At 68.2% G+C, this 19,435-nt stretch carries 17 protein-coding genes; 11 read left to right on the forward strand and 6 right to left on the reverse strand.

Going from position 1 to position 19,435, the window contains the following annotated elements; translation table 11 throughout:
- The first annotated feature begins 34 nt into the window (after positions 1–34).
- From ABZU74_RS30565 to ABZU74_RS30590, 6 genes are all read left to right on the forward strand, one after another.
- Entirely contained in the window at positions 35–670 is a 636-nt protein-coding gene (locus ABZU74_RS30565; RefSeq protein ID WP_355431131.1) for a DUF305 domain-containing protein, read from the forward strand.
- Between the two features lie 314 nt (positions 671–984).
- Positions 985–1,662 carry a C39 family peptidase gene (locus ABZU74_RS30570; protein ID WP_355431134.1) on the forward strand — a complete coding sequence of 226 codons (678 nt, stop codon included), beginning with the start codon at positions 985–987 and terminating at the stop codon, positions 1,660–1,662.
- Positions 1,663–1,808: 146 nt separating this feature from the next.
- The gene (locus ABZU74_RS30575) at positions 1,809–2,168 is read left to right on the forward strand and encodes a BlaI/MecI/CopY family transcriptional regulator (protein ID WP_355431177.1); all 360 of its coding nucleotides are present in this window, start codon (positions 1,809–1,811) and stop codon (positions 2,166–2,168) included.
- Positions 2,165–3,085: a M56 family metallopeptidase gene (locus ABZU74_RS30580; RefSeq protein ID WP_355431136.1), complete on the forward strand. Its 921-nt coding sequence runs from the start codon at positions 2,165–2,167 to the stop codon at positions 3,083–3,085. Before ABZU74_RS30575 ends, ABZU74_RS30580 begins: the two co-directional genes overlap by 4 nt.
- Positions 3,086–3,744: 659 nt before the next feature.
- Complete coding sequence (locus ABZU74_RS30585) at positions 3,745–5,118, forward strand: C40 family peptidase (protein WP_355431139.1); 1,374 nt, start codon at positions 3,745–3,747, stop codon at positions 5,116–5,118.
- Positions 5,119–5,799: 681 nt separating this feature from the next.
- Positions 5,800–7,227, forward strand: coding sequence for an MFS transporter (locus tag ABZU74_RS30590; RefSeq protein ID WP_355431142.1), 1,428 nt, complete (start codon positions 5,800–5,802; stop codon positions 7,225–7,227).
- 397 nt (positions 7,228–7,624) lie between these two features.
- Here ABZU74_RS30590 and ABZU74_RS30595 read toward each other — a convergent pair whose 3' ends face one another.
- Entirely contained in the window at positions 7,625–7,927 is a 303-nt protein-coding gene (locus ABZU74_RS30595; RefSeq protein ID WP_269683478.1) for a metal-sensitive transcriptional regulator, read from the reverse strand.
- A 149-nt stretch (positions 7,928–8,076) separates the two neighbouring features.
- Here ABZU74_RS30595 and ABZU74_RS30600 point away from each other — a divergent pair, with 149 nt between their 5' ends.
- From ABZU74_RS30600 to ABZU74_RS30610, 3 genes are read left to right on the forward strand one after another with little or no spacing between them, the layout of a single operon-like run.
- Positions 8,077–8,286, forward strand: a complete 210-nt coding sequence (locus ABZU74_RS30600; protein ID WP_355431145.1) for a cation transporter — start codon at positions 8,077–8,079, stop codon at positions 8,284–8,286.
- Positions 8,287–8,326: 40 nt separating this feature from the next.
- Entirely contained in the window at positions 8,327–9,298 is a 972-nt protein-coding gene (locus tag ABZU74_RS30605; protein WP_355431148.1) for a hypothetical protein, read from the forward strand.
- A gap of 13 nt (positions 9,299–9,311) precedes the next feature.
- Positions 9,312–11,564 carry a heavy metal translocating P-type ATPase gene (locus ABZU74_RS30610; RefSeq protein WP_355431151.1) on the forward strand — a complete coding sequence of 751 codons (2,253 nt, stop codon included), beginning with the start codon at positions 9,312–9,314 and terminating at the stop codon, positions 11,562–11,564.
- Positions 11,565–11,857: 293 nt separating this feature from the next.
- On the opposite strand, the gene ABZU74_RS30615 is transcribed toward ABZU74_RS30610, so the two are convergent.
- From ABZU74_RS30615 to ABZU74_RS30625, 3 genes are all read right to left on the reverse strand, one after another.
- A complete protein-coding gene (locus ABZU74_RS30615) occupies positions 11,858–12,424 on the reverse strand; it encodes a DUF305 domain-containing protein (RefSeq protein WP_355431154.1) in 567 nt (188 codons plus the stop codon).
- A gap of 341 nt (positions 12,425–12,765) precedes the next feature.
- Positions 12,766–13,734: an NlpC/P60 family protein gene (locus tag ABZU74_RS30620; protein ID WP_355431156.1), complete on the reverse strand. Its 969-nt coding sequence runs from the start codon at positions 13,732–13,734 to the stop codon at positions 12,766–12,768.
- Between the two features lie 597 nt (positions 13,735–14,331).
- Positions 14,332–14,760, reverse strand: a complete 429-nt coding sequence (locus ABZU74_RS30625; RefSeq protein ID WP_355431159.1) for a DUF2269 domain-containing protein — start codon at positions 14,758–14,760, stop codon at positions 14,332–14,334.
- 442 nt (positions 14,761–15,202) lie between these two features.
- Between ABZU74_RS30625 and ABZU74_RS30630 the strand changes: the two genes are divergently transcribed.
- Positions 15,203–15,766 (forward strand): TetR/AcrR family transcriptional regulator, encoded by a 564-nt coding sequence (locus ABZU74_RS30630; protein ID WP_355431161.1) that lies wholly within the window; start codon positions 15,203–15,205, stop codon positions 15,764–15,766.
- Positions 15,767–16,383: 617 nt separating this feature from the next.
- Here the strand turns inward: ABZU74_RS30630 and ABZU74_RS30635 are convergent.
- Positions 16,384–16,593: a heavy metal-associated domain-containing protein gene (locus ABZU74_RS30635; RefSeq protein WP_355431163.1), complete on the reverse strand. Its 210-nt coding sequence runs from the start codon at positions 16,591–16,593 to the stop codon at positions 16,384–16,386.
- A 331-nt stretch (positions 16,594–16,924) separates the two neighbouring features.
- Entirely contained in the window at positions 16,925–18,316 is a 1,392-nt protein-coding gene (locus ABZU74_RS30640) for an MFS transporter (protein ID WP_355431166.1), read from the reverse strand.
- Between the two features lie 94 nt (positions 18,317–18,410).
- On the opposite strand from ABZU74_RS30640, the gene ABZU74_RS30645 reads away from it, so the two are divergent.
- Positions 18,411–18,998 carry a TetR/AcrR family transcriptional regulator gene (locus tag ABZU74_RS30645; RefSeq protein ID WP_355431169.1) on the forward strand — a complete coding sequence of 196 codons (588 nt, stop codon included), beginning with the start codon at positions 18,411–18,413 and terminating at the stop codon, positions 18,996–18,998.
- Positions 18,999–19,435 lie beyond the last annotated feature (437 nt).

Raw genomic sequence — 19,435 nt, forward strand, 5'->3', positions numbered from 1 at the left:
ACACCAACAACCTGAAAGGCATTCCTTCACCATGATGCGCACCATCGTGATGCGTCGCGCCCTGCTGACCGGCGTCACCCTGTCCGCTCTCCTCGCCACCACCGCGGCATGTGGCGACGATATGAGCGGCATGAACCACGGCAGCGGCAACAGCCCAACAGTCACCGCTTCAGCGTCGGCGCAGGCCACCGCCAACGACGCCGACGTCATGTTCGCCCAGATGATGATCCCGCACCACCGTCAGGCCGTCGAAATGGCCGATCTGGCGCCGACCCGCGCCAACGATCCTGAGGTGAAGGACCTCGCGGCGAAGATCAAGGCCGCGCAGGACCCGGAGATCATGACGATGACGGGCTGGCTGACCGCGTGGGGCAAGCCCACCGCCGCGCCCGAGGGGCACGACATGCACGGCACGAGCTCGTCCGGCACGTCCGCAATGGCGGGCATGGCCAACGACGGGCAGATGAACGAACTCAAGGCCGCCAAGGGCAGCGAGTTCGACAAGATGTTCGCCCAGATGATGATCGCCCACCACAACGGCGCCATCGAGATGGCCAAGACCGAGCAGGCCAACGGCAGCAATCCGGAGGCCAAGGCCCTCGCCACGCAGATCGAAGCGGACCAGGCCGCAGAGGTGCAGACCCTGCAGAAGATCCTCGACCGCCTGTAACCACGAAAGGACGGCGGCCGGACCCACATAGGGTCCGGCCGCCGCCGTGTGGCCCACCACACCTGGTGCCGGGAACGACCCGGCCGTATTGGCCAGCCTGCGACGACTGCCCAATCCCGTACGGCCCCTGGACGTCGCCGCAGCCGCCCCCCGCCATCAACGCGGAATGCGGGCGTGCCGTCGCCGGTTGCGCCGGTGTACGCCGGAGCAGCACGCCCCGGCGCTCGCCATATCCGGCCCTTAGAGGCCAGATGGCGCATCCCCGTGATGCCAGCCCGACATCGGTCTGGTCACCCCGAGGAAAGGTGACAACGATGAACACGCCCACGCAATGGACCGAGGCTCGCACCGCAGTCGCGCGCAGGAGCGCTCGCGCAGTGGCCGGAGTGGCCCTCGTCGCCGCCGGCCTCGCCGCACCGGCGACCAGTGCGCTCGCCGCGCCGACGCAGGTACCTTCCGTCGCCGCGGTGCAAATGTTAGAAAAGCAGTCAGACAAGCGCGTCGACTACCGCTTCCAGGAGCAGCCGAACATCTACTTCTGCGGCCCGGCGTCAACCCGCATCGCGCTCAGCGCCCAAGGCAAGATTCAAAGTCAGGACGAACTGGCGGCCAAGCTAGGCACCACCGTCGCCGGGACGGCCTCGGCGTTCGACATCACCCGGGTCCTCAACCAGGAACTCGGCAAGGACGTCTACAAGACCGGCGAGATCCCCAACGACGCAGCCACCGCGGACGAGGTGCAGCGCCTCAAGGCTGACCTGAGCACCGCGATTGACAACGACCGCGTTGCCGTGGTCAACGTCATCGGATCCGGCACCGACGTCGACGGGCTGTCGCGCGACTTCCCGGTCGGGCACTACGTGACCGTCGTGGCCTACGACGGCGACCAGGTAAAGATTGCCGACCCGTGGCAGCCGGTGGGCGACGGCACCTACTGGATGTCCGTCGGCGAGCTGGCCGAGTGGGCTGCTTCCCGCGGCTACTCCGCCTGACATCGGCAATAGAGCAACACGCGGTGGTCCCTGGAGCACCAAATCAGGGACCGCCGCGTTCGTCCTGACGCCGCGCTACCCGCAGACTGCGTCACGGCGACGCGGGGCCAGCGTAGGCTGGCGGAAATGTGGGAGGCGCTGTGTCGGTGAACGGTCTGGGTGAGCTGGAGGCCGCCGTCATGGATGTGCTGTGGCAGGCGGACGAGCCCCTGCGCGTACGTGAGGTGCTGGATCGACTGACTGGACGCACCCTGGCCTACACGACCGTCATGACGGTGCTGGACAACCTGCACCGCAAACAGTGGGTGCTGCGTGACAAGGCCGGCAAGGCCTATCACTACCGGCCCGCCGGCAGCCGGGAGGAACTCGTCGCCCGGACCCTGCGGCGCATGCTGGAGACAAGCCTCCAACCGGATGTGGTGCTGCTGCACTTTGCCCGCTCCGCCTCCGATCGGGAACTGGCGGTGCTGCGGCAGGTACTTGACGAACGGACCGACTCCCGGTGAGCCCCGCCCTCGCCCTCATCGTCGGGGCGCTCGCCGTGGCCTGGCTCGCACCAGCGCTGCTAGAACGGGCCGTCGGCCCGGTCCGTGATCCGATCGCGGTGCTGCTCGCCTGGTGGGGCACTCTGGCCGCCGTGCTGCTGACCTTCGCCGCCGGCGTCACCTTGCTGCTCGCACCGGTCAACCGTCTGGGGGACTGGGCGGAGCATGTGGCGCACCACTGTTGGTTCGCGGTCCGGCATGGCCAGCTGCCCGCCCAGGATGAAGTCCTCGGCGTGGCCGGCGCGATGGCGGTCTGCGCGCTGGCCACACGATCAGTGGTCGCGGCGGTTCGGCATTGGCGTGCCCAGCGCGAGTCTCGCCAAGCGCACCATGACCTAGTGACGCTGCTCGGCGAAACCGTTACACCAGAACAGGAACCGGTACTGCGGGTTCCGCATCCCGCACCGCTGGCCTACAGCGTCGGTGGCCGCCGAGGAGTGCTCGTCGTCAGTGCTGGCGTCCTGCGACTACCGCCGGCGCAACGCGCGGCCGTGCTGTGTCACGAGCGGGCGCACCTACGCGGCCGGCACCATCTGATCGTCGCCATCGCGGAGGTCCTCGCCGCGGCCGCACCGTGGGTACCACTGACCCGCCGCGCGCCGCGCGCCATGCGGCTACTGGTCGAGCTGTGCGCCGACGCGGCTGCCGTCCGCACGTGCGGCGTGCCTGCGGTCCGCGGAGCGCTGATCGCCCTGAGCGGTGCCGCGCACCCCGCGCACGCCCTGCCCATGGCCGGAGCCGACGTGCCGACGCGGTTGCACCGCCTGCAGACCGCCACACCGCACCAGCGGATCGCGGCCCGTGTCGTACTTCCGGTGGTCGCGGCAATCGCGCCGGCACTGATCGGCGCCGTCACCGCTGTCGTCTTCTGCGCCTGACTCCGGCGAGGCGGCCAGCGCGTCGGTGGTCAAAGAGGAGCAGGGTGTCCATCGCCGATGCCGTCCCTGGCGCCACGCGATCGTCCCTCGACGACGGAGCGACAGGTGCGCCCCAGAGCCGCCGATCGTCCAAACGTGCCGTGCAGACAAGTGTGTCCCGGGCGCCGGGCGCCGGGCGCTGATGACCGACCTAGAGAGGTGGCCCCACCGCCCGCGTTGGCCATCGTGACGACCGGGACGACCCTTCGCCTGCGGCACCTGCCGGCCATCTCCCACGAATCCTTAAGCCGGTGACGGTCGCCACCCGGCGGTGGCTGTCACCGTATGAGCCAGCGGTTGCGGCGATGTTCATCCCCGCCGCGCCCTGCTGACCGGTCTAGCGCTCGTCGCTCCGATGCGGACACATGCTCCCACTGATCGGCGCCCACAAGCTCCAGCCCGACCTCTTCTACTATCGCCGCATCGTAGGTACCCGCTATTGTCGTTCCGTTACTGCTTGACGACGGGTCCCGGACACATGTCGCCGCGGTAGTTGATGCGGCGCGTACTCCGGGCGAGGAGCGAAATCGATGAGTAACGGATTTAGGCGCTCCAGGCGGTATGAGGAGAGCTTGGCAGTCCTACGTCCGGTCGCATGGTCCGCTCTACTGGCCGCCGCGGTGACGGTGGCGTTCGCCAACCCGGTGCACGCCGATCCGCCACTGCCCAATGTCATCCCCGACACAGGGACGCGACCATCATCCGCTGGGTCCTTACAACTGCCCGGCGGCCAAGCGCCGACAGCGCCGGCCCCCGGCGGTCCGATCACCTCGCCGCCAGCGAATCCTCTCGCAGGGCAGATCCTCGCCCTGGAAACCGAGGTAGCGGCCCTCGGCGAGCAACTGCTTCTGCTGCGGCAGGACCAGACACGTGCGAGCCTCTCCCTGCAGGATTCCGAACGGCAGCTACGCGAGGCGCGCGACGGTCTCCAGCAGGCACAGCAGACCGTTGTGCCCGCTGCCGCCGCTGCCCTCAAGCGGGCCGCCGCGGTGCCATCCGGCACGGTCGGCGCCGACCTGCATGAGCTGGGCGAGCTGGCCCGCGCCTACCGCGGACAGCAGGACGACGGCGATATCGACGACGCCGCCCGCGAGCTACGCCAAGCGCAGGCCGTCGAACAGGTGGCCTACGCCCGTCACGGTGTGGCAGCCGCGGCTGAGGAGGCGGCCCGCGGCCGATACGCCTCCTTAGAGACGACCTACAAGCAACGTGAAGCGGCGTTGCTCGCGCTGAAACGACGCAACGCTGATCAGCTGGCCGGGATCGAGCGGCAACGCGAAGCCGCCGAGCAGCGCCTCGGCGCTGATGTCACCGTAAGTGGCAGCATCGCGGGGAAGGCGGCGCACCCGCGGGCCCTGGCCGCCGTGCGGTTCGCCCTCGCCCAGCTTGGCAAGCCCTACGAGTGGGCCGCAGAAGGCCCGGATCGTTACGACTGCTCCGGACTGATCTGGGCCGCCTACCGCTCCAAGGGCGCCGACTACGACCAGCTGCCCCGGGTGTCACGCGACCAGTACAACGCCACTCGCAGCCGCACCGTCGACCGTAACTCCCTGCTCCCCGGTGACCTGGTCTTCTTCGCCTCCGGTACCAGTTGGAGCAGTATCCACCACATGGGCATGTACATCGGCAACGGCAAGATGGTTCAGGCGCCGACCACCGGTGACGTCGTCAAGGTCTCTACCGTTTGGTGGTCACGGTTCTTCGCTGCAACCAGGGTCATCGAGGAGGTGCCGGCCCCCAACACACCCCCCGTCAAGCCCACTCCCAAGCCCACGCAATCCAAGCCACCAACCCCAGGGCCCACCCCCACCCCCACCCCACGCCCGACCTCGAGCATGACGCCGAAGCCCACTCCCACTCCCACTCCCACGAACACCAAGCCCGGTCCAACGGTGACGCCCAGCCCCACGACCTCCCCGAGTGCGACCACCACCAGCACGCCGAGCCCCACGCAGACCAGGGGTTCCATCACGGCGACTCCGTCCCCAACGTGATTCATGCTCGTCGAAGCTTCGGCTGGCCTGCAGCGAGTCCTCACCTCTGACCGTCCCGACGGCATAGCTTGCGCCAGCATCGGGAGCAGTGACTGAAGGGCTCTGACGGCCCATGCCTGCCGAGTGCGATGCGCCGCCGTCCTGCTCATCCCGGGCCCGGGATGGCCACGTCTGCAATTGCGGGCCGAATTGAGCCATTGGCGTAAAGGGATCGCGATCTAGACTCCGCGAAACGGGGCCGGCCCGGCCGCGACGACGCCGACGTCCACTTCCGCCGTATCAGGCATTTCCTGCCAGCCGATGGACGCGGTCGCTGAATGAAGCTGCGACTCGCCGGGTGAGGTGACTCCGCAGGTCCTCATCGGTGGGGTTAACCCTCGGGCCACAGCAGCCTGGGCTTCGTCGGCGGCCGCGGCGCAGCCGCCGGACGAGCCTCAACCACCCGCGAACCTGTCCCTCGATCCGCCGGAGCTGCGGTGGTCTCCAGCCCGATCCGCCCAGTGCCGGTGCCCGTCACAGGCCGCCTTGCCCAATGGGCGAAGGCCGCATCCCGGGGTGAATGCACCGCGAGGAGGCGCCTGTTCGGGTGCCGTAGACGTCGATCATTGACATCACATACCCGTGGGGGGTATACATCTACCACTTACCCATACCCCCTAGGGGTAATAAGGAGTGGTTGTGATGTCATACGGATCCAAGCGGTGGTGGGCGCTCGGCCTCATCGCGCTCGCCCAGTTCATGGTCATCATGGACACCTCGATCATCGGCGTCGCACTACCTCAGATGCAGGCCGATCTCGGCTTCTCGCCGGAGAACCTGTCCTGGGTATTCAACGCCTACGTCGTCGCCTTCGGCGGGCTTCTGCTGCTCGGTGGCCGGCTGTCCGACCTGTTCGGCGCCCGTCGCGTGTTCACCGCCGGCTGGGTGATCCTCCTGGTCGGCTCGGTCGCGGCAGGCCTGGCTGACAGCGTCGCTGTGGAGCTGACCGCCCGCGCTATTCAGGGCGCCGGCGCGGCCCTCATCGCACCCTCAGCGCTGACCCTGCTGATGATGCTCTTCGGCGCCGAGCCGCGTGAACTCACCAAAGCGCTGGCCCTCTACGGGGCCGCCGCACCCGCCGGTGGCACTGCCGGCGTCTTCCTCGGCGGCGTCATCACCGAATATGTGAGCTGGCCCTGGGTGTTCTACATCAACATCCCGATCGCCCTGCTCGCCGTCCTCGCCACCCCGGCGCTGATGCCGGCCGGCGGCGCCCGCCGAGGCTCCCTTGACGTCGCCGGGGCGCTCACCGTCACCGCCGGTCTCGGCGCCGCCGTCTACGCCATCGTCCGCGCTCCGGAGGTCAGCTGGGCCTCCGCCCAGACGTGGATGGTCCTCGGCGGCGCCGTCGTCGCGCTGGCGGCGTTCCTCGCCATCCAGGCGACCCGTCGTGAGCCGCTGATGCGGCTATCCATCTTCCGCGCTCCGAACCTCGCCGCCGCCAACGTCGCCCAGTTGCTGCTCGGCGCGGCGTGGATTCCGATGTGGTTCTACCTCAACCTGTACCTGCAGCAGGTCCTCGGCTACAGCGCCTTCCCCAGCGGCGCCGCGCTGCTGCCGATGACCATCCTCATCATGGTCGGAATGATCGGCCTGGCTCCACGCGCCATCAACCGGTTCGGCCCCAAGCCCCTGGTGGTGACCGGCCTCGCGGTCCTCGCCGCCGGCCTCGGATGGCTCGCCCTGATCCGTCCCGACGGCACGTTCCTCGCCGACGTCCTGCCCGCCTCGCTTGTCGCGGCGCTGGGCATGTCGCTCGCCTTCATCCCATCCCTCGGCACCGCGATCTCCAGCGCCCGCCCTGAAGAAGGCGGACTGGCCTCCGGCATCGTCAACACCAGCTACCAGGTCGGCTCCGCCCTCGGCCTGGCCGCCATGACCGCGGTCGCTGCCTCTTCCGGGGCCGACCGGCTCGACGATCTGACGGCACTGACCGACGGCTACTCCGCCGCCTTCCTCGGCGCCGCCGCCATCGCCGCCGCCGGTGCTGCCATCGCCGCGATCACCCTACGCACCGCCGCGACCCGTCCGCAGAACACCGCCGCCGCCGAAACCACCCGGGTCCACTGACAGTCGCCCGACTGTGGCACCCATCGCGTCGACCCAGCCCGAAGAAGGAGACCGCCATGTGCAACCTTCGGCCAGATTCAGATCGCCTACGACCACTCGATGAACGCCGGAACCGTCAACGGCACCCTCGCCGTGAGTGACGAGACCGGAAGGCGGCGGCGCCCTCGCCCCGCCGTCTGATCACAGCTGGGGCGCCGGCCGTTACGGCCGGCGCCCCAATATGCGCACCGAAGTCACAGCTCCCGTTGGACGGCCCCGCACCGGGCATCTCCTGGCGCGTACCGAGACTCGCGTCGATCACCGAGCTGGTCCGCCTCCCTGCACAACCAAGGCCGCCCGGTCGGTGCCGCAGCGGTCGGTCAGTGTTCACGGCAGGTGACGCTAGAGGTCGGCTCGATCAGCCGCGCTTCATTAGCCGGCCGACCGCGGCCATCATCTCACTGGCCATCTCGTCGGCGCGGCCCTCAGCCGCCCCCTCGTGCATGCAGTGCCGGGCGTGCCCGTCGAGCAGCCCCAGCGCCACCTTGTCCAGCGCGGCCTGGATCGCGGAGATCTGGGTGAGCACGTCGATGCAGTAACGGTCGTCATCGACCATTTTCTCAATGCCCCGGACCTGGCCCTCGACGCGGCGCAGCCGCGCGAGCAACTGGTCCTTGCTGGCGGTATATCCCCGGGTCGGGGTCGGCGTGGGTGTGGTCATGCAGTTAAGAATAGCGTACCCCTTGGGGGTATGCTACGGTCGTCGGGACGGATACCCCCTCCCGGTATGTAGAACGTCAAGGGTGGGGAGTGTCCGTTTCTGAAGCTACCCCCCGGGGGTATTGTGAGCGTGTGCGAGAGGGGAATTGCATGATCACCACCGCGTACCAGGTGCAGGGGATGACCTGCGGGCACTGCGTCAATTCGGTCAGCACGGAGATCGGCGCCATCACCGGCGTCAGCGACGTCACGGTGGACCTCGCCAGTGGGCAGGTCACCGTGACCAGCGAGGCGCCCCTGGACCCGGCGGCCGTACGGGCCGCCATCGACGAGGCCGGCTACGACCTCGTCAACGCCTGACAACTCCCACCCACCCCCGCAGAACCGAGGTGCCAATCACATGAACACGGCGACAAAGTTGAGTGGTTTCACCCTCGGCCTCGCGGTGGTGTTCGGCGCGGCGTACGGGGTCGGCCAGGTAGCCGACCCCGTCGCGCCGACTGCCGAGAGCCGCCACGACAACGTCGGGCACGACGACGCCAGCCACGACGACACCGGCTCCGAGGCCGCCAGGCAGATCCCCGGCGGGCTGCTGGTCTCCGACCGGGGCTACACCCTGGCCCCCATCACCGCCCCGGCGAACGAGTTCGCCTTCCAGATCACCGGCCCCGATGGGCGGGCCGTCACGGCCTTCGACGAGGCGCACGACAAACGGATGCACCTGATCGTCGCCCGGCGTGACCTCTCCGGCTTCCGGCACGTACACCCCGAGATGGCCCCGGACGGCACGTGGCGGGTCGCTTCGCCGCTCGGGGAGCCGGGTACGTGGCGCGCCTTCGCCGACTTCACGCCCAGCGGTGCCCAGCCGTTGACCCTCGGTGTGGACGTGCCCGTCCCCGGCCCGTTCACCCCACGCCCGCTGCCCGCCCCCGCGACCAGCAGCACCGTCGACGGCTACACCGTCACCATCGACGGCGCCCTCCAGCCCGGCCGCACCGCCAAACTGACCCTGACCGTCAACCGCGACGGCGCTGCCGTGACCGACCTTCAGCCCTACCTAGGGGCATACGGGCACCTCGTCGCGCTGCGTCAAGGCGACCTGGCGTACCTGCACGTACACCCGGACGGCGAGCCCGGCGACGGGCGGACCACCCCGGGCCCGCAGGTCACCTTCTTCGCCGAGGTCCCATCGGCCGGCACATACCGGCTGTTCCTCGACTTCCAGCACCAGGGCACCGTCCATACCGCGGCGTTCACCCTCACCGCTGGCGACGCCGCCGGTGCGGCCGGACCCGCCGCACCCGCGGCGCCCGCCACGCCAACCCCGTCAGAGAGCGCCGGGCACGGCGAACCCGGCCATGGCCACAACTGAAGCGGAGCTTGTCATGACCTCACCCGCCAAGCCGCTGAGCGTTGCGCCGAACCAGATCGAACTGGCTATCGGCGGGATGACCTGCGCCTCCTGCGCCGCCCGCATCGAGAAAAAACTCAACCGCCTGGAGGGCGTGAGCGCCACCGTCAACTACGCCACGGAGAAGGCCACCGTCCGCTACGACGACACCCTCACACCGCAGGACCTGATCGCGACGGTCGAAAAGACCGGCTACACCGCAGTCCTACCCCCACCGCCCTCCGCCAAGGCGTCCGACGCCGCCGAGCCAGTAGACGAGCTGCACAGCCTGCGGACCCGCCTCTGGGTGTCGGTGGCGCTCAGCGTGCCGGTGATCCTGCTGGCCATGGTCCCCGCCTGGCAGTTCAACTACTGGCAGTGGCTGTCATTGACCCTGGCCGCCCCCGTGGTGATCTGGGGCGCGCTGCCGTTCCACCGGGCCGCCTGGACCAACCTGCGACACGGCACGGCCACCATGGACACCCTGATCTCGCTCGGCACCCTCGCCGCGTTCGGCTGGTCGCTCTGGGCGCTCTTCCTCGGTGACGCCGGCATGCCCGGGATGACACACCCGTTCCGCTTCGACATCACCCGCACCGACGGCGCCGGCAACATCTACCTGGAGGCGGCCGCCGGGGTCACCGTGTTCATCCTCGCCGGTCGCTACTTCGAGGCCCGATCCAAGCGCACCGCCGGCGCCGCCCTGCGCGCCCTGCTCGAACTCGGCGCCAAGGACGTGGCGGTACTCCGCGACGGGGTGGAAACCCGCATCCCGGTGGACCAGCTCGCCGTCGGCGACCGGTTCGTGGTCCGCCCCGGCGAGAAGATCGCCACCGACGGGACGATCGACGAGGGCACCTCCGCCGTCGACGCCAGCATGCTCACCGGCGAGTCGGTGCCGGTCGAAGTAGGCCCCGGCGACACCGTGGTGGGCGCCACCGTCAACGCCGGCGGCCGACTCGTCGTCACCGCCACCCGGATCGGCGGCGACACCCAGCTCGCCCAGATGGCCAAGCTCGTCGAGCAGGCCCAAACCGGCAAGGCAGCCGTGCAGCGCCTCGCCGACCGGATCTCCGGCGTGTTCGTGCCGATCGTCATCACGCTCGCCGTCGGCACCCTCGGCTTCTGGATCGGCAACGACGGTGGCGTCACCGCCGCGTTCACCGCCGCCGTGGCGGTACTGATCATCGCCTGCCCTTGTGCGTTGGGCCTGGCCACGCCGACCGCGCTGCTCGTCGGCACGGGCCGCGGCGCCCAACTCGGCATCCTTATCAAGGGACCAGAGATGCTGGAATCGACCCGGCGGGTGAACACCGTGGTACTGGACAAGACCGGCACGGTCACCACCGGGAAGATGACCCTGGTCGACGTGGTCCCCGCCGACGGGCAGGACGCTGACGAACTGCTGCGCCTCGCTGGCGCACTGGAGGCCGCCAGCGAGCACCCGATCGCCCAGGCGGTCGCCGCTGGCGCCGCCAAGGCCGGCGCGCTGGCGCCGGTGGCTGGCTTCGCCAACGCCGAAGGACTTGGCGTGAGCGGCACCGTTGACGGCCGCAAGGTACTGGTCGGTCGGCTTGGGCTGCTACGAGAGCGCGGCCTGGACGTACCGCCCGAGGTCGAGCAGGCCGCGGCCGACGCGCAGACGGCAGGTCACACAGCGGTTCTGGCAGGCTGGGCTGGCCGGGCCCGAGGGGTGCTGGTGGTCGCCGATGTGGTCCGGCCGACCAGTCGAGCCGCAATCGGCCAGCTCCGGTCACTGGGGCTGACCCCGGTGCTGCTCACCGGCGACAACACCGCCGTCGCCCGGACCGTCGCGACGGAGGTCGGCATCGATGAGGTGATCGCTGAAGTCATGCCGGCTGACAAGGTCGACGTGGTCAAGCGGCTGCAAGCCGACGGCAAGGTTGTGGCGATGGTCGGTGACGGAGTCAATGACGCCGCCGCGCTGGCCCAGGCCGATCTGGGCCTGGCCATGGGCACCGGCACCGACGTGGCGATCGAGGCATCGGATCTGACCCTGGTCCGCGGTGACCTAACGGCCGCCGTGGACGCCATCCGGCTCTCCCGCCGAACCCTGCGCATCATCAAGAGCAACCTATTCTGGGCCTTCGCCTACAACGTGGCCGCTCTGCCGCTGGCCGCGGCCGGTCTGCTCAACCCGATGATCGCTGGCGCGGCAATGGCTTTCTCGTCGGTGTTCGTGGTGGCCAATAGCCTCCGGCTGCGCCGCTTCCAACCCGTCAGCTAGCGCATCGCACACGATGCGCAGCTGCCGGCGCTGTGCCCAGAGATCAGCAGGTCGAGCTGCCCCAGGACCACGGCGGCGTCGACCCCACCGATCCTGGCGTCCCAGGAGCCACGACCCAAACCCGCTCCAATGGTGACCGGAACACGCATACGGCCGATGTGGCAACACGCCACATCGGCCGTATCCGTACCTGGGTATGTCCGTGGGTCGCCACTCGAAGCGGGCCTTCCCGCCGTGTGCGCCAGAGAAGGACGATCTTTGTTCAGCTCATCCGATCAGGGCTCCGGCGGCCTCTACCGGAGTTGATCGCGCAGATTGTTCATCTCGGAGACGTCCTGCAGCTGCTCATCATGGATCTTCTTTGCCAGCTCCGCCGCCTCGCCGGTACCGGTGGCCGACTCCATGTCCGCCATCATGATCGCCGACATGTGGTGGCTGCTGAACATGTCCAGCCACGCGAGGTCGAACTCGCGGCCGGACAGTGACTGCAGTTGGCTCATCTCCTGCTCATTGAACCGTGACAGCGGCGGCTCCGGCGGCTGCGCGCTCATGTTGGCACCCTGGGCGACCTGCCGAAGCTGGGGCAGTTCGGCCTGCTGATTCCGCTGGGAGCGTTCGGCGACCGCCTTCACTCCCGGAGTGGATGCCTTATCTATCGCCAGCTGCGCGAGTTCGATGCCTTCTTCGTGGTGGGACATCATCATGGCGGCGAACATGGCCGACCCGTGGGTTGATCCTGAGGGCGACGGGCTAGCCGGACTCGGCGCCGCGAAGGCTGCCGCGTTGCCACTTCCGCCGACGGCGACGGCCAGTGCGATCAACGCGCCTGCCCCGATGACCCGGAAACGTCGTCTGCTCATGTCGTGCCTCCACACTGACCCCGAAGGGCCTTGATGAGGATCCGAAAGCGCGAGCGGTGGCCGCGCACATCGGAGGAATCTGGGCGGCAGCGCATACCCTTGCAGCCGCTGCACTAACTCCGACCTCTCCGCCGGCCAGCGGGGAACAGGGGGCAACCTAGGCCGCGGGTCTCCACCGGAGCTGAACAAGCCCTGGCGACGCTCGCCGGAAACGCATCAAGCGCTCGCGACGCCGTGCTCGCCACACCTGTGACCATGAGCCGTCCAGCAGACGTCCTGATGCACACCCGCGTACCGCGCCGTTGGCGCCGCGTGGACCGGCTTGCGATGCCCGCCTTCGCTCAGGGTCGACGCGCACCCATGTACGGCATGGTGTCCAGACGCGCCATCTTCACCGGCACCCCGGCACGAGAAGCGTGAACGATAAGACCATTGCCCACATACATGCCGACGTGATGCAGGTCGCTGTAGAAGAAAACCAGGTCGCCGGAGCGCAGGTCGGCCCGGGAGACAGGGGTTCCCTCGCGCCACTGGGCACCGGTGAAGTGGGTCAGCGACACTCCCGCCGCCTTCCACGCGTACTGCGTAAGCCCCGAGCAATCAAAGGAGTCCGGCCCATCCGAACCCCACACATACGGCTTGCCGATCTGCGCGCACGCCACCTTCACCGCTGTCCCGGCGGCGCCGCCGGGGTTGACCGCTGGGCAGGAGCCAATCCGCAGCGATGCCGTCGACGCGCTTGATCCGCCGCCGCTCCGAGTCCGCAAATTCTCAAGCCGGTCGACTTCGGCCTGGATCACCTTGCGGCGTCCCGCGAGTTCGGCGTCCAGCCGCTTCTGCTTCGCAACCAGCGCTTCGACGCTCGCGCGCTGACGCACCAGGTCGTCGCGCGCTGCCACCACCCCGGCGATTGCCCGGTTGTTGGACCGCGCGACGTAGTCGAGCATCGCCAACCGATCCGACATCGACTGCGGATCGCCCGTCGCCAGGACGGCGTTGATGTACGAGGCAGGGCCCAGCCGATACTGCCGCGCCGCCAACCCGCTCACCTGTCCTTGAGACAGGTCAACTTGTAGTTGCAGGGGCGCGATCTTCTTCTGCAGTGCCGCGGACTTCGCCTTGTTGGACTGCAGCTCCGCGTGGATCCTGTTGTACTGCTCGATGACCGGTTCGAGTTTTTCCCACGCCGCATCGAGCTGCCGCTCGATCTCCGCAGCCGACGGCTCGGCTCTCGCTGGCACCGCGACGCTCACCCCGCCGGCGACGCTGATCAACGCGACCATGACCGCACCGACCAGCAGGCGGTTCATGCGTGACCTCACCACTGCACACCCTCTCGGCCGAGCGGATTCGTCTGACACGTCGTCTGGCACGTTGAGCGGCCATCCCCACACGGCGGCATCTCCACGCCCCATGTGCGGCGCAGGGCCGATCACCCCGGAGGTTACACAGGCACCGTCGACCCGTCTACTACCGGCTGTTAGTAGTCGGCGGGAGCGGGCACGCACGGAGGGTCAGCGGAGACGCGAAAGCGGGGAGGCAGTGATCGACCGTCGAACACCGGCGGCCAACTCACCCAAGTTCGATCCCGGATCAGCTACCCGTTGAATGAGGCGCGCACCGACCGCGCGCCAACACGACACGCGCGAGGCCGGCCACTCATCCTCTGATCGTCCGGAGTGCAACCCAGGCATGCAGCACGCCGTCAGCCATCATTCGCGTTGTCGATTCCTGCGGGGATGGCGGCGCGACCGACATCGTCGTCGTGACCAGCCGGCCACCAGTCGCGCAGGAAGGACGGCGCCTGCCATGGGATGGCCGGCGAGTGGGAAGCAGTGCCCACCGGTACGCCGCCGACACGATGATCGGCAGGCTGAAGCGACACTGCGACGCCGACGCAAGGGTGGTCATGGATGCGCCTTGCGGTTTCCGTAGCTGGTGAGCCCTCGGGGCTTGACCACGGACAGGACCAACGCGGTGAGCAGGAGCGCTACCGCTGCGCCGGCATGCAGGACGGGGGAGGGGCTGCGCAGGAGATTGAGATCTGCTGGGCTGGTCGCGTTGCGGGCCAGCGTCGCCAGATACCCCAGTGTCTGCATGTACAGCACGAGCACGCCGACCGCGACAAGGTTCATCGCCAGCTTTGTGAGGATCCAATAGTGCCGGAACAACCCCCACCTGCTGCCTAGGGACTGGACGAGGCCAGTAAGTAGGGACGCGAGGCTCAACGGGATGAGGGCGTACCAGCCGACGACCTCCAGAACAAGGTAGGCCGCACGCGTCATCGCAGCGTCACCAGCGAGCCAACCCGCCATGGCGAGGACCAGAGACGTCACAACCGCGCCTAGCCAGCCGACTGAACACCCGATGTGCATCACCAACGCGACCTTGCGACCACGCGGACTCAAGCGCACGACCGGTACGCCCCGCGCCCGCTGTCCACGCCCAAGGCCACAACCGGAGAGGCGCCGACAGCAGCGGCCCCACCGTGCATGTGCCGGCCCGGCCCGTGACCGGCGAGCAGCATCGCGATTACCAGCAACACTAGCGCTGCCCCGACCACCGCTAACACCTTGAACCAGCGCGGGGCCCGACCAGTCGCCGTCGCGCGAGCATCGGCCGAGGCCTTCGCCGGACGGGTGGCCGGACTCTGCCCCTCACTGTTCACCGTTTGATCATCCACGGGGAATCCGCCTCTCAACGGCATCGTTTTTTCGAGACAGAGTGTCGCACCTTGAGTCATGGTGACGCCAGGGGGCCACCCCGTATGATTTCTTCGTGCCCAGGCTCTGGACGACCACGATCGAGGAACACCGCCGGACCGTGCAGGCCGCCGTCCTCGAGGCGACCGCCGACCTCGTGGCGCGGCACGGACTGACGTCGGTGACGATGTCGCAGATCGCGAAAGCCACCGGGATCGGGCGGGCGACGCTCTACAAGTACTTCCCTGACGTCGAAGCCATCATGATCACGTGGCATGAACGGCAAATCGGGCATCATCTCGACCAGCTCGCCGCCATCGGATCGAAGGGTGGCGGCCCGGAGCAACGGCTCTACGCCGTGCTGAGTGCCTACGCGACCATCCAGCACGAGCACCGCGGCCATCCGCTCGCGTCGCTGCTGCATCGAGGCTCTCACCTGCTCCAGGCACGTCGCCACCTGCGCGACTTCTTCGCCGAAATGCTCTTCGAGGCCGCGGCAGACGGACACGTCCGCGACGACATCGCCCCGAGCGAACTAGCGGCCTACTGCCTGCATGCCCTAGACGCCGCGACCGAGCTATCGACGGGCGCCGCTGTCAACCGGCTTGTCGCCGTCACCGTTGCAGGGCTACGCCCCTAGGTCTGTGTCGACGTTGGCTGAAGCCGAGGCGTTGGCGGATGGGGAGTCTCGCGGCATGCCCAGCGCTGCCCGCGAGGTCGCCCGCCTGGCGTGCGACGCTCGGACGTCAGGTCGACGCCGATGCGTCTCCCTTCTGGGCTTGGGGCACGATCCCCCGCTCGCCATGGCCGCTCCTGCCGCGGAGTCGCGAGCATGGCACTCCCCGAAGGGCTGGGCCTCCCGGCAGACCTGGCCACCGGGCTGCGGGCGTGTTCGGACTGAAAGAACCTGCACGGCGAGTACGACGGTTGGCGAGTGGTCACGACAAGCAGTACCGGGAGTGGATCGACCAGGGCCGGAAGCTGACCCGGCGACTGTCGGAGGAGACCGGTGCGACGGTCGTCTACCCGGAGGATCGCGGCGAAGCCGATCTCGATTGCCCGCGCTGCGGCTAGGGTCTCTGCCGGAGTCGGCTGCCGCTATTCGTTGATAGCGGCGAGGTGGGGGGCCTTGTAGCGCACGACCGGCTTGTCGAACGGCGTAGCGACCACAGGTTGAGGCCCCAGTCCAGGCCGGGCCGAGCTGCCGAGGTGGGGCAGCGGGGCGCAGAGAGCCCGGCCTGGACTACCGCGCTTTCGTCAGGCGGGGGCCGCCTCGTAGCCGGCTCCCTGGATCGCCCTCACGATGATGGCGTCGTCGATATTCCCGTCTGACGTCACCGTCACCTGACCGGTGGCAGAGTCCGCCTCGACGCTGGCGATGCCGTCTACCGCACCGACTCCTGCCTTCACCTTGTTCGCGCAGCCGTTACAGGTCATTCCGTTGACCTTGTAGGTCTTGGCACCCACGACCATCCCCCTTTCTTCGATACCCCTACAGGGTATTGGCTTCCTCGGACCCTACGTCACGGGGGTGGGACCGAACAACCCCCACCCCCTAGGGGTATTCGCGCCTTCACGGCATACGTCGTCGGCCCACGCACCCCAGCCAGGTCCTGGCTCGAGTGCCTCAGAGCCTCCAGGCCCACACAACGGTGGCCTGTCGCAGGAGGCGTCGGATGAAGCGACGATCTCCCTTGTCCGGCGGAGGCTGCTCTCTCGGCCGGCGCCATCCGACGCCCGCGCCCTTGCCGAATGTGTCGCCGGTGGAGCCCCACCCCACCGGCGATCGCTCAAAGGGTCAGTTACTGGAGCGTGGCCTGGGCGTGATGATGAAGGCCAGGCCAGCGGCGGCTGCGGCGACGATGGCGCCGGTAGTGAAACCACGGGGGAACCCATCAGTGCTGGTACCGGCGATACTCGCCGCTGCCATGCTCGACACGACAGCGGCGCCGAGCGATGCCCCGAACTCGTGGAACGTGCTGACAATTCCAGACGCCAGCCCGGCCTCTCGTGGATCGATCTGCGCTAGAGCAGTGGCGGATGCGACGGCGAAGACAGCTCCGGTGCCGGCGGCGGCAAGGCTGACGCCGGAAACCATCGCCGCGGTCCCGCCCCACAGCGCGGGGATTACGAAGCCCACCGCGGCGAGGAGAAGTCCCAGCACGGCGAGGGTGCGCGGCCCTGTACGGCCAATGACGCGGCCCGCTGCGTTGGCCCCGAGCATGGTCGCGAGCGCTACCGGGAGAAAGAGCAACCCGGTCTGGAGGGCACCGTACCCGCGATGGTTCTGAAGGTAGAACGACCCGAGGAAGAAGACGGTGATCATCAGGGCGGTGGCCACCAGGATCAGCAGAGTCCCGGTCGCCACCGGTCGGCGCAACAGCAGTCGCAGATCCATGAGTGGGCTCGCCGCGAGGCGCTGACGAACGACGAAACCACCGTAGAGAACCACCGCCGTTGTGAGCAGTGCCGCGGTCGTTGGAGTGCCCCAGCCTTGGTCTCCGGCCCTAATCAGGGCGTAGATCAGGGTTCCGGTGGCAGCGGTCACCAGCGCCGCTCCCGCTATGTCAAGCCGACCTGGCGCGCCGGTGCTCGGCTGCGGCGGGAGTTGTACTCGCAGGATGAGCAGCAGGACGAGTCCCACCGGGACGTTGATGAAGAATACCCACGGCCAGCCTGGTCCGGCGGTCAATAGGCCGCCGAGGAGGACTCCCAGGGCGGCCCCGCTGCCGCCCAGCGCGGACCAGATCCCGAGGGCCTTGTTGCGTTCGTCGCCCTCGAAGATCGTGACGACCAGAGAGAGCGCGGCGGGGGACAGGATTGCCGCAGCAACGCCTTGGGCGATGCGGCCGCCCAGCAGCATGGGGCCGGTGGTTGCCAGTCCTGCGAGCAGGGACGCGGCGGTGAACAGCAGGAGCCCCACGATGACAAGGCGTCGGGCTCCGAACAGGTCGGCGGCGCGGCCCCCGAGGAGCAGGAGGCCACCGAAGGCGAGGGTGTATCCGCTCACCACCCAGGTGAGGGTCTCCCGCTCGAGGTTGAGGTCCGCACCAACGTGGGGAAGGGCGATCGCGACGACTGTGACATCCAGGATCAACATCAATTGGGCGACGCCGACGAGTCCCAGGATCTTCCAGCGGTGCGGGTTGGGACCGCGGGTCGGACTCGTCGGGGCCATGGTTTCGGCCATGACTATCCGCCTCCTTCATGTAAGTTGAACAGTGGTGTTTGAGTTGTGGCGGCTACCATAACTCATACAGCACTGTTCGAGTTGAAGGAGTTGCATGTCCCACTCGGGAACCAGCCAGGCCCGCAGAGCCGACGCCCGGCAGAACGTGCAGAAGATCCTGGACGCCGCGATCGCCTGCCTCAGTCGAAACGCCGACGCGAGCGTGAGCGAGATCGCCCAGGCCGCGGGAGTGGGTCGAGTAACGCTCTACGGGCACTTCCCGACTCGGGACGCCCTTATCGAGGCTGCGCTGGTACGAGTCATCTCCGAGGGGGAGGCGGTACTGGCGAGTCTGGATCTCGCAGGCGACCCTCGGCGGGCATTGCGCGTCCTGATCGAGTCGAGTTGGCTACTGATCGCCCGGGCGAGCGCCGTGCTTGTAGCGGCGCAGACGGCACTTCCTCCCGGACGGATACACCAACTGCACGCCGAACCCGCTCAACGCGTCGACGAGTTGATCCGTCGCGGTCAAACCGAAGGAGCCTTTCGAGACGACCTCCCGGCGACCTGGCTGACCAGCGTCCTGCACCACCTGCTGAAGGGAGCGGCGTTGGACGTGACCAACGGGCTTCTTGAGCAGGCAGACGCGCCACGCCTCATCTCCGAGACCGTCCTGGCCGCTTACACGCGCGCCGATACATAGCGCGGTTACGCCAGCAGGGGTGCCCTTGCTTCCCTCACATTTCTCCAAGACGACGTACGCTGAAATGGTTGTTCTCGAGGACACGTCCTAGCGACAGCCGTTCGGGTTGGTTCGTTCGAACGCAGCGCCGGCGGTGGCGACATCAAGCTGAAGAGCACTACATGGACACGTACAACGAGTCCCAGAAGCACGCTGTCGTGACCCACGAGTTCAACCGTTTTGAAGCTCGATCGCGGGCCCGAGATCGTGGTCATGGGCACCTGTTGCGCCTGCTACAACCCAAAGATGAACAACGACCTGCAGACGTCGGACATCAGCCGTCTCACAACATCTGGGGTACTGAGAGCGTGTTTCACATTCCTGTCAGTCGGGTGTGTTGAAGGTGAGGCGTTGTTGGCGGGTGGCGGGTTCGCCTCGGGCGAGGCGGCGGAGCATGC

The organism is Micromonospora sp. NPDC005171 (assembly GCF_040608575.1).
Classification (GTDB): Bacteria; Actinomycetota; Actinomycetes; order Mycobacteriales; family Micromonosporaceae; genus Micromonospora.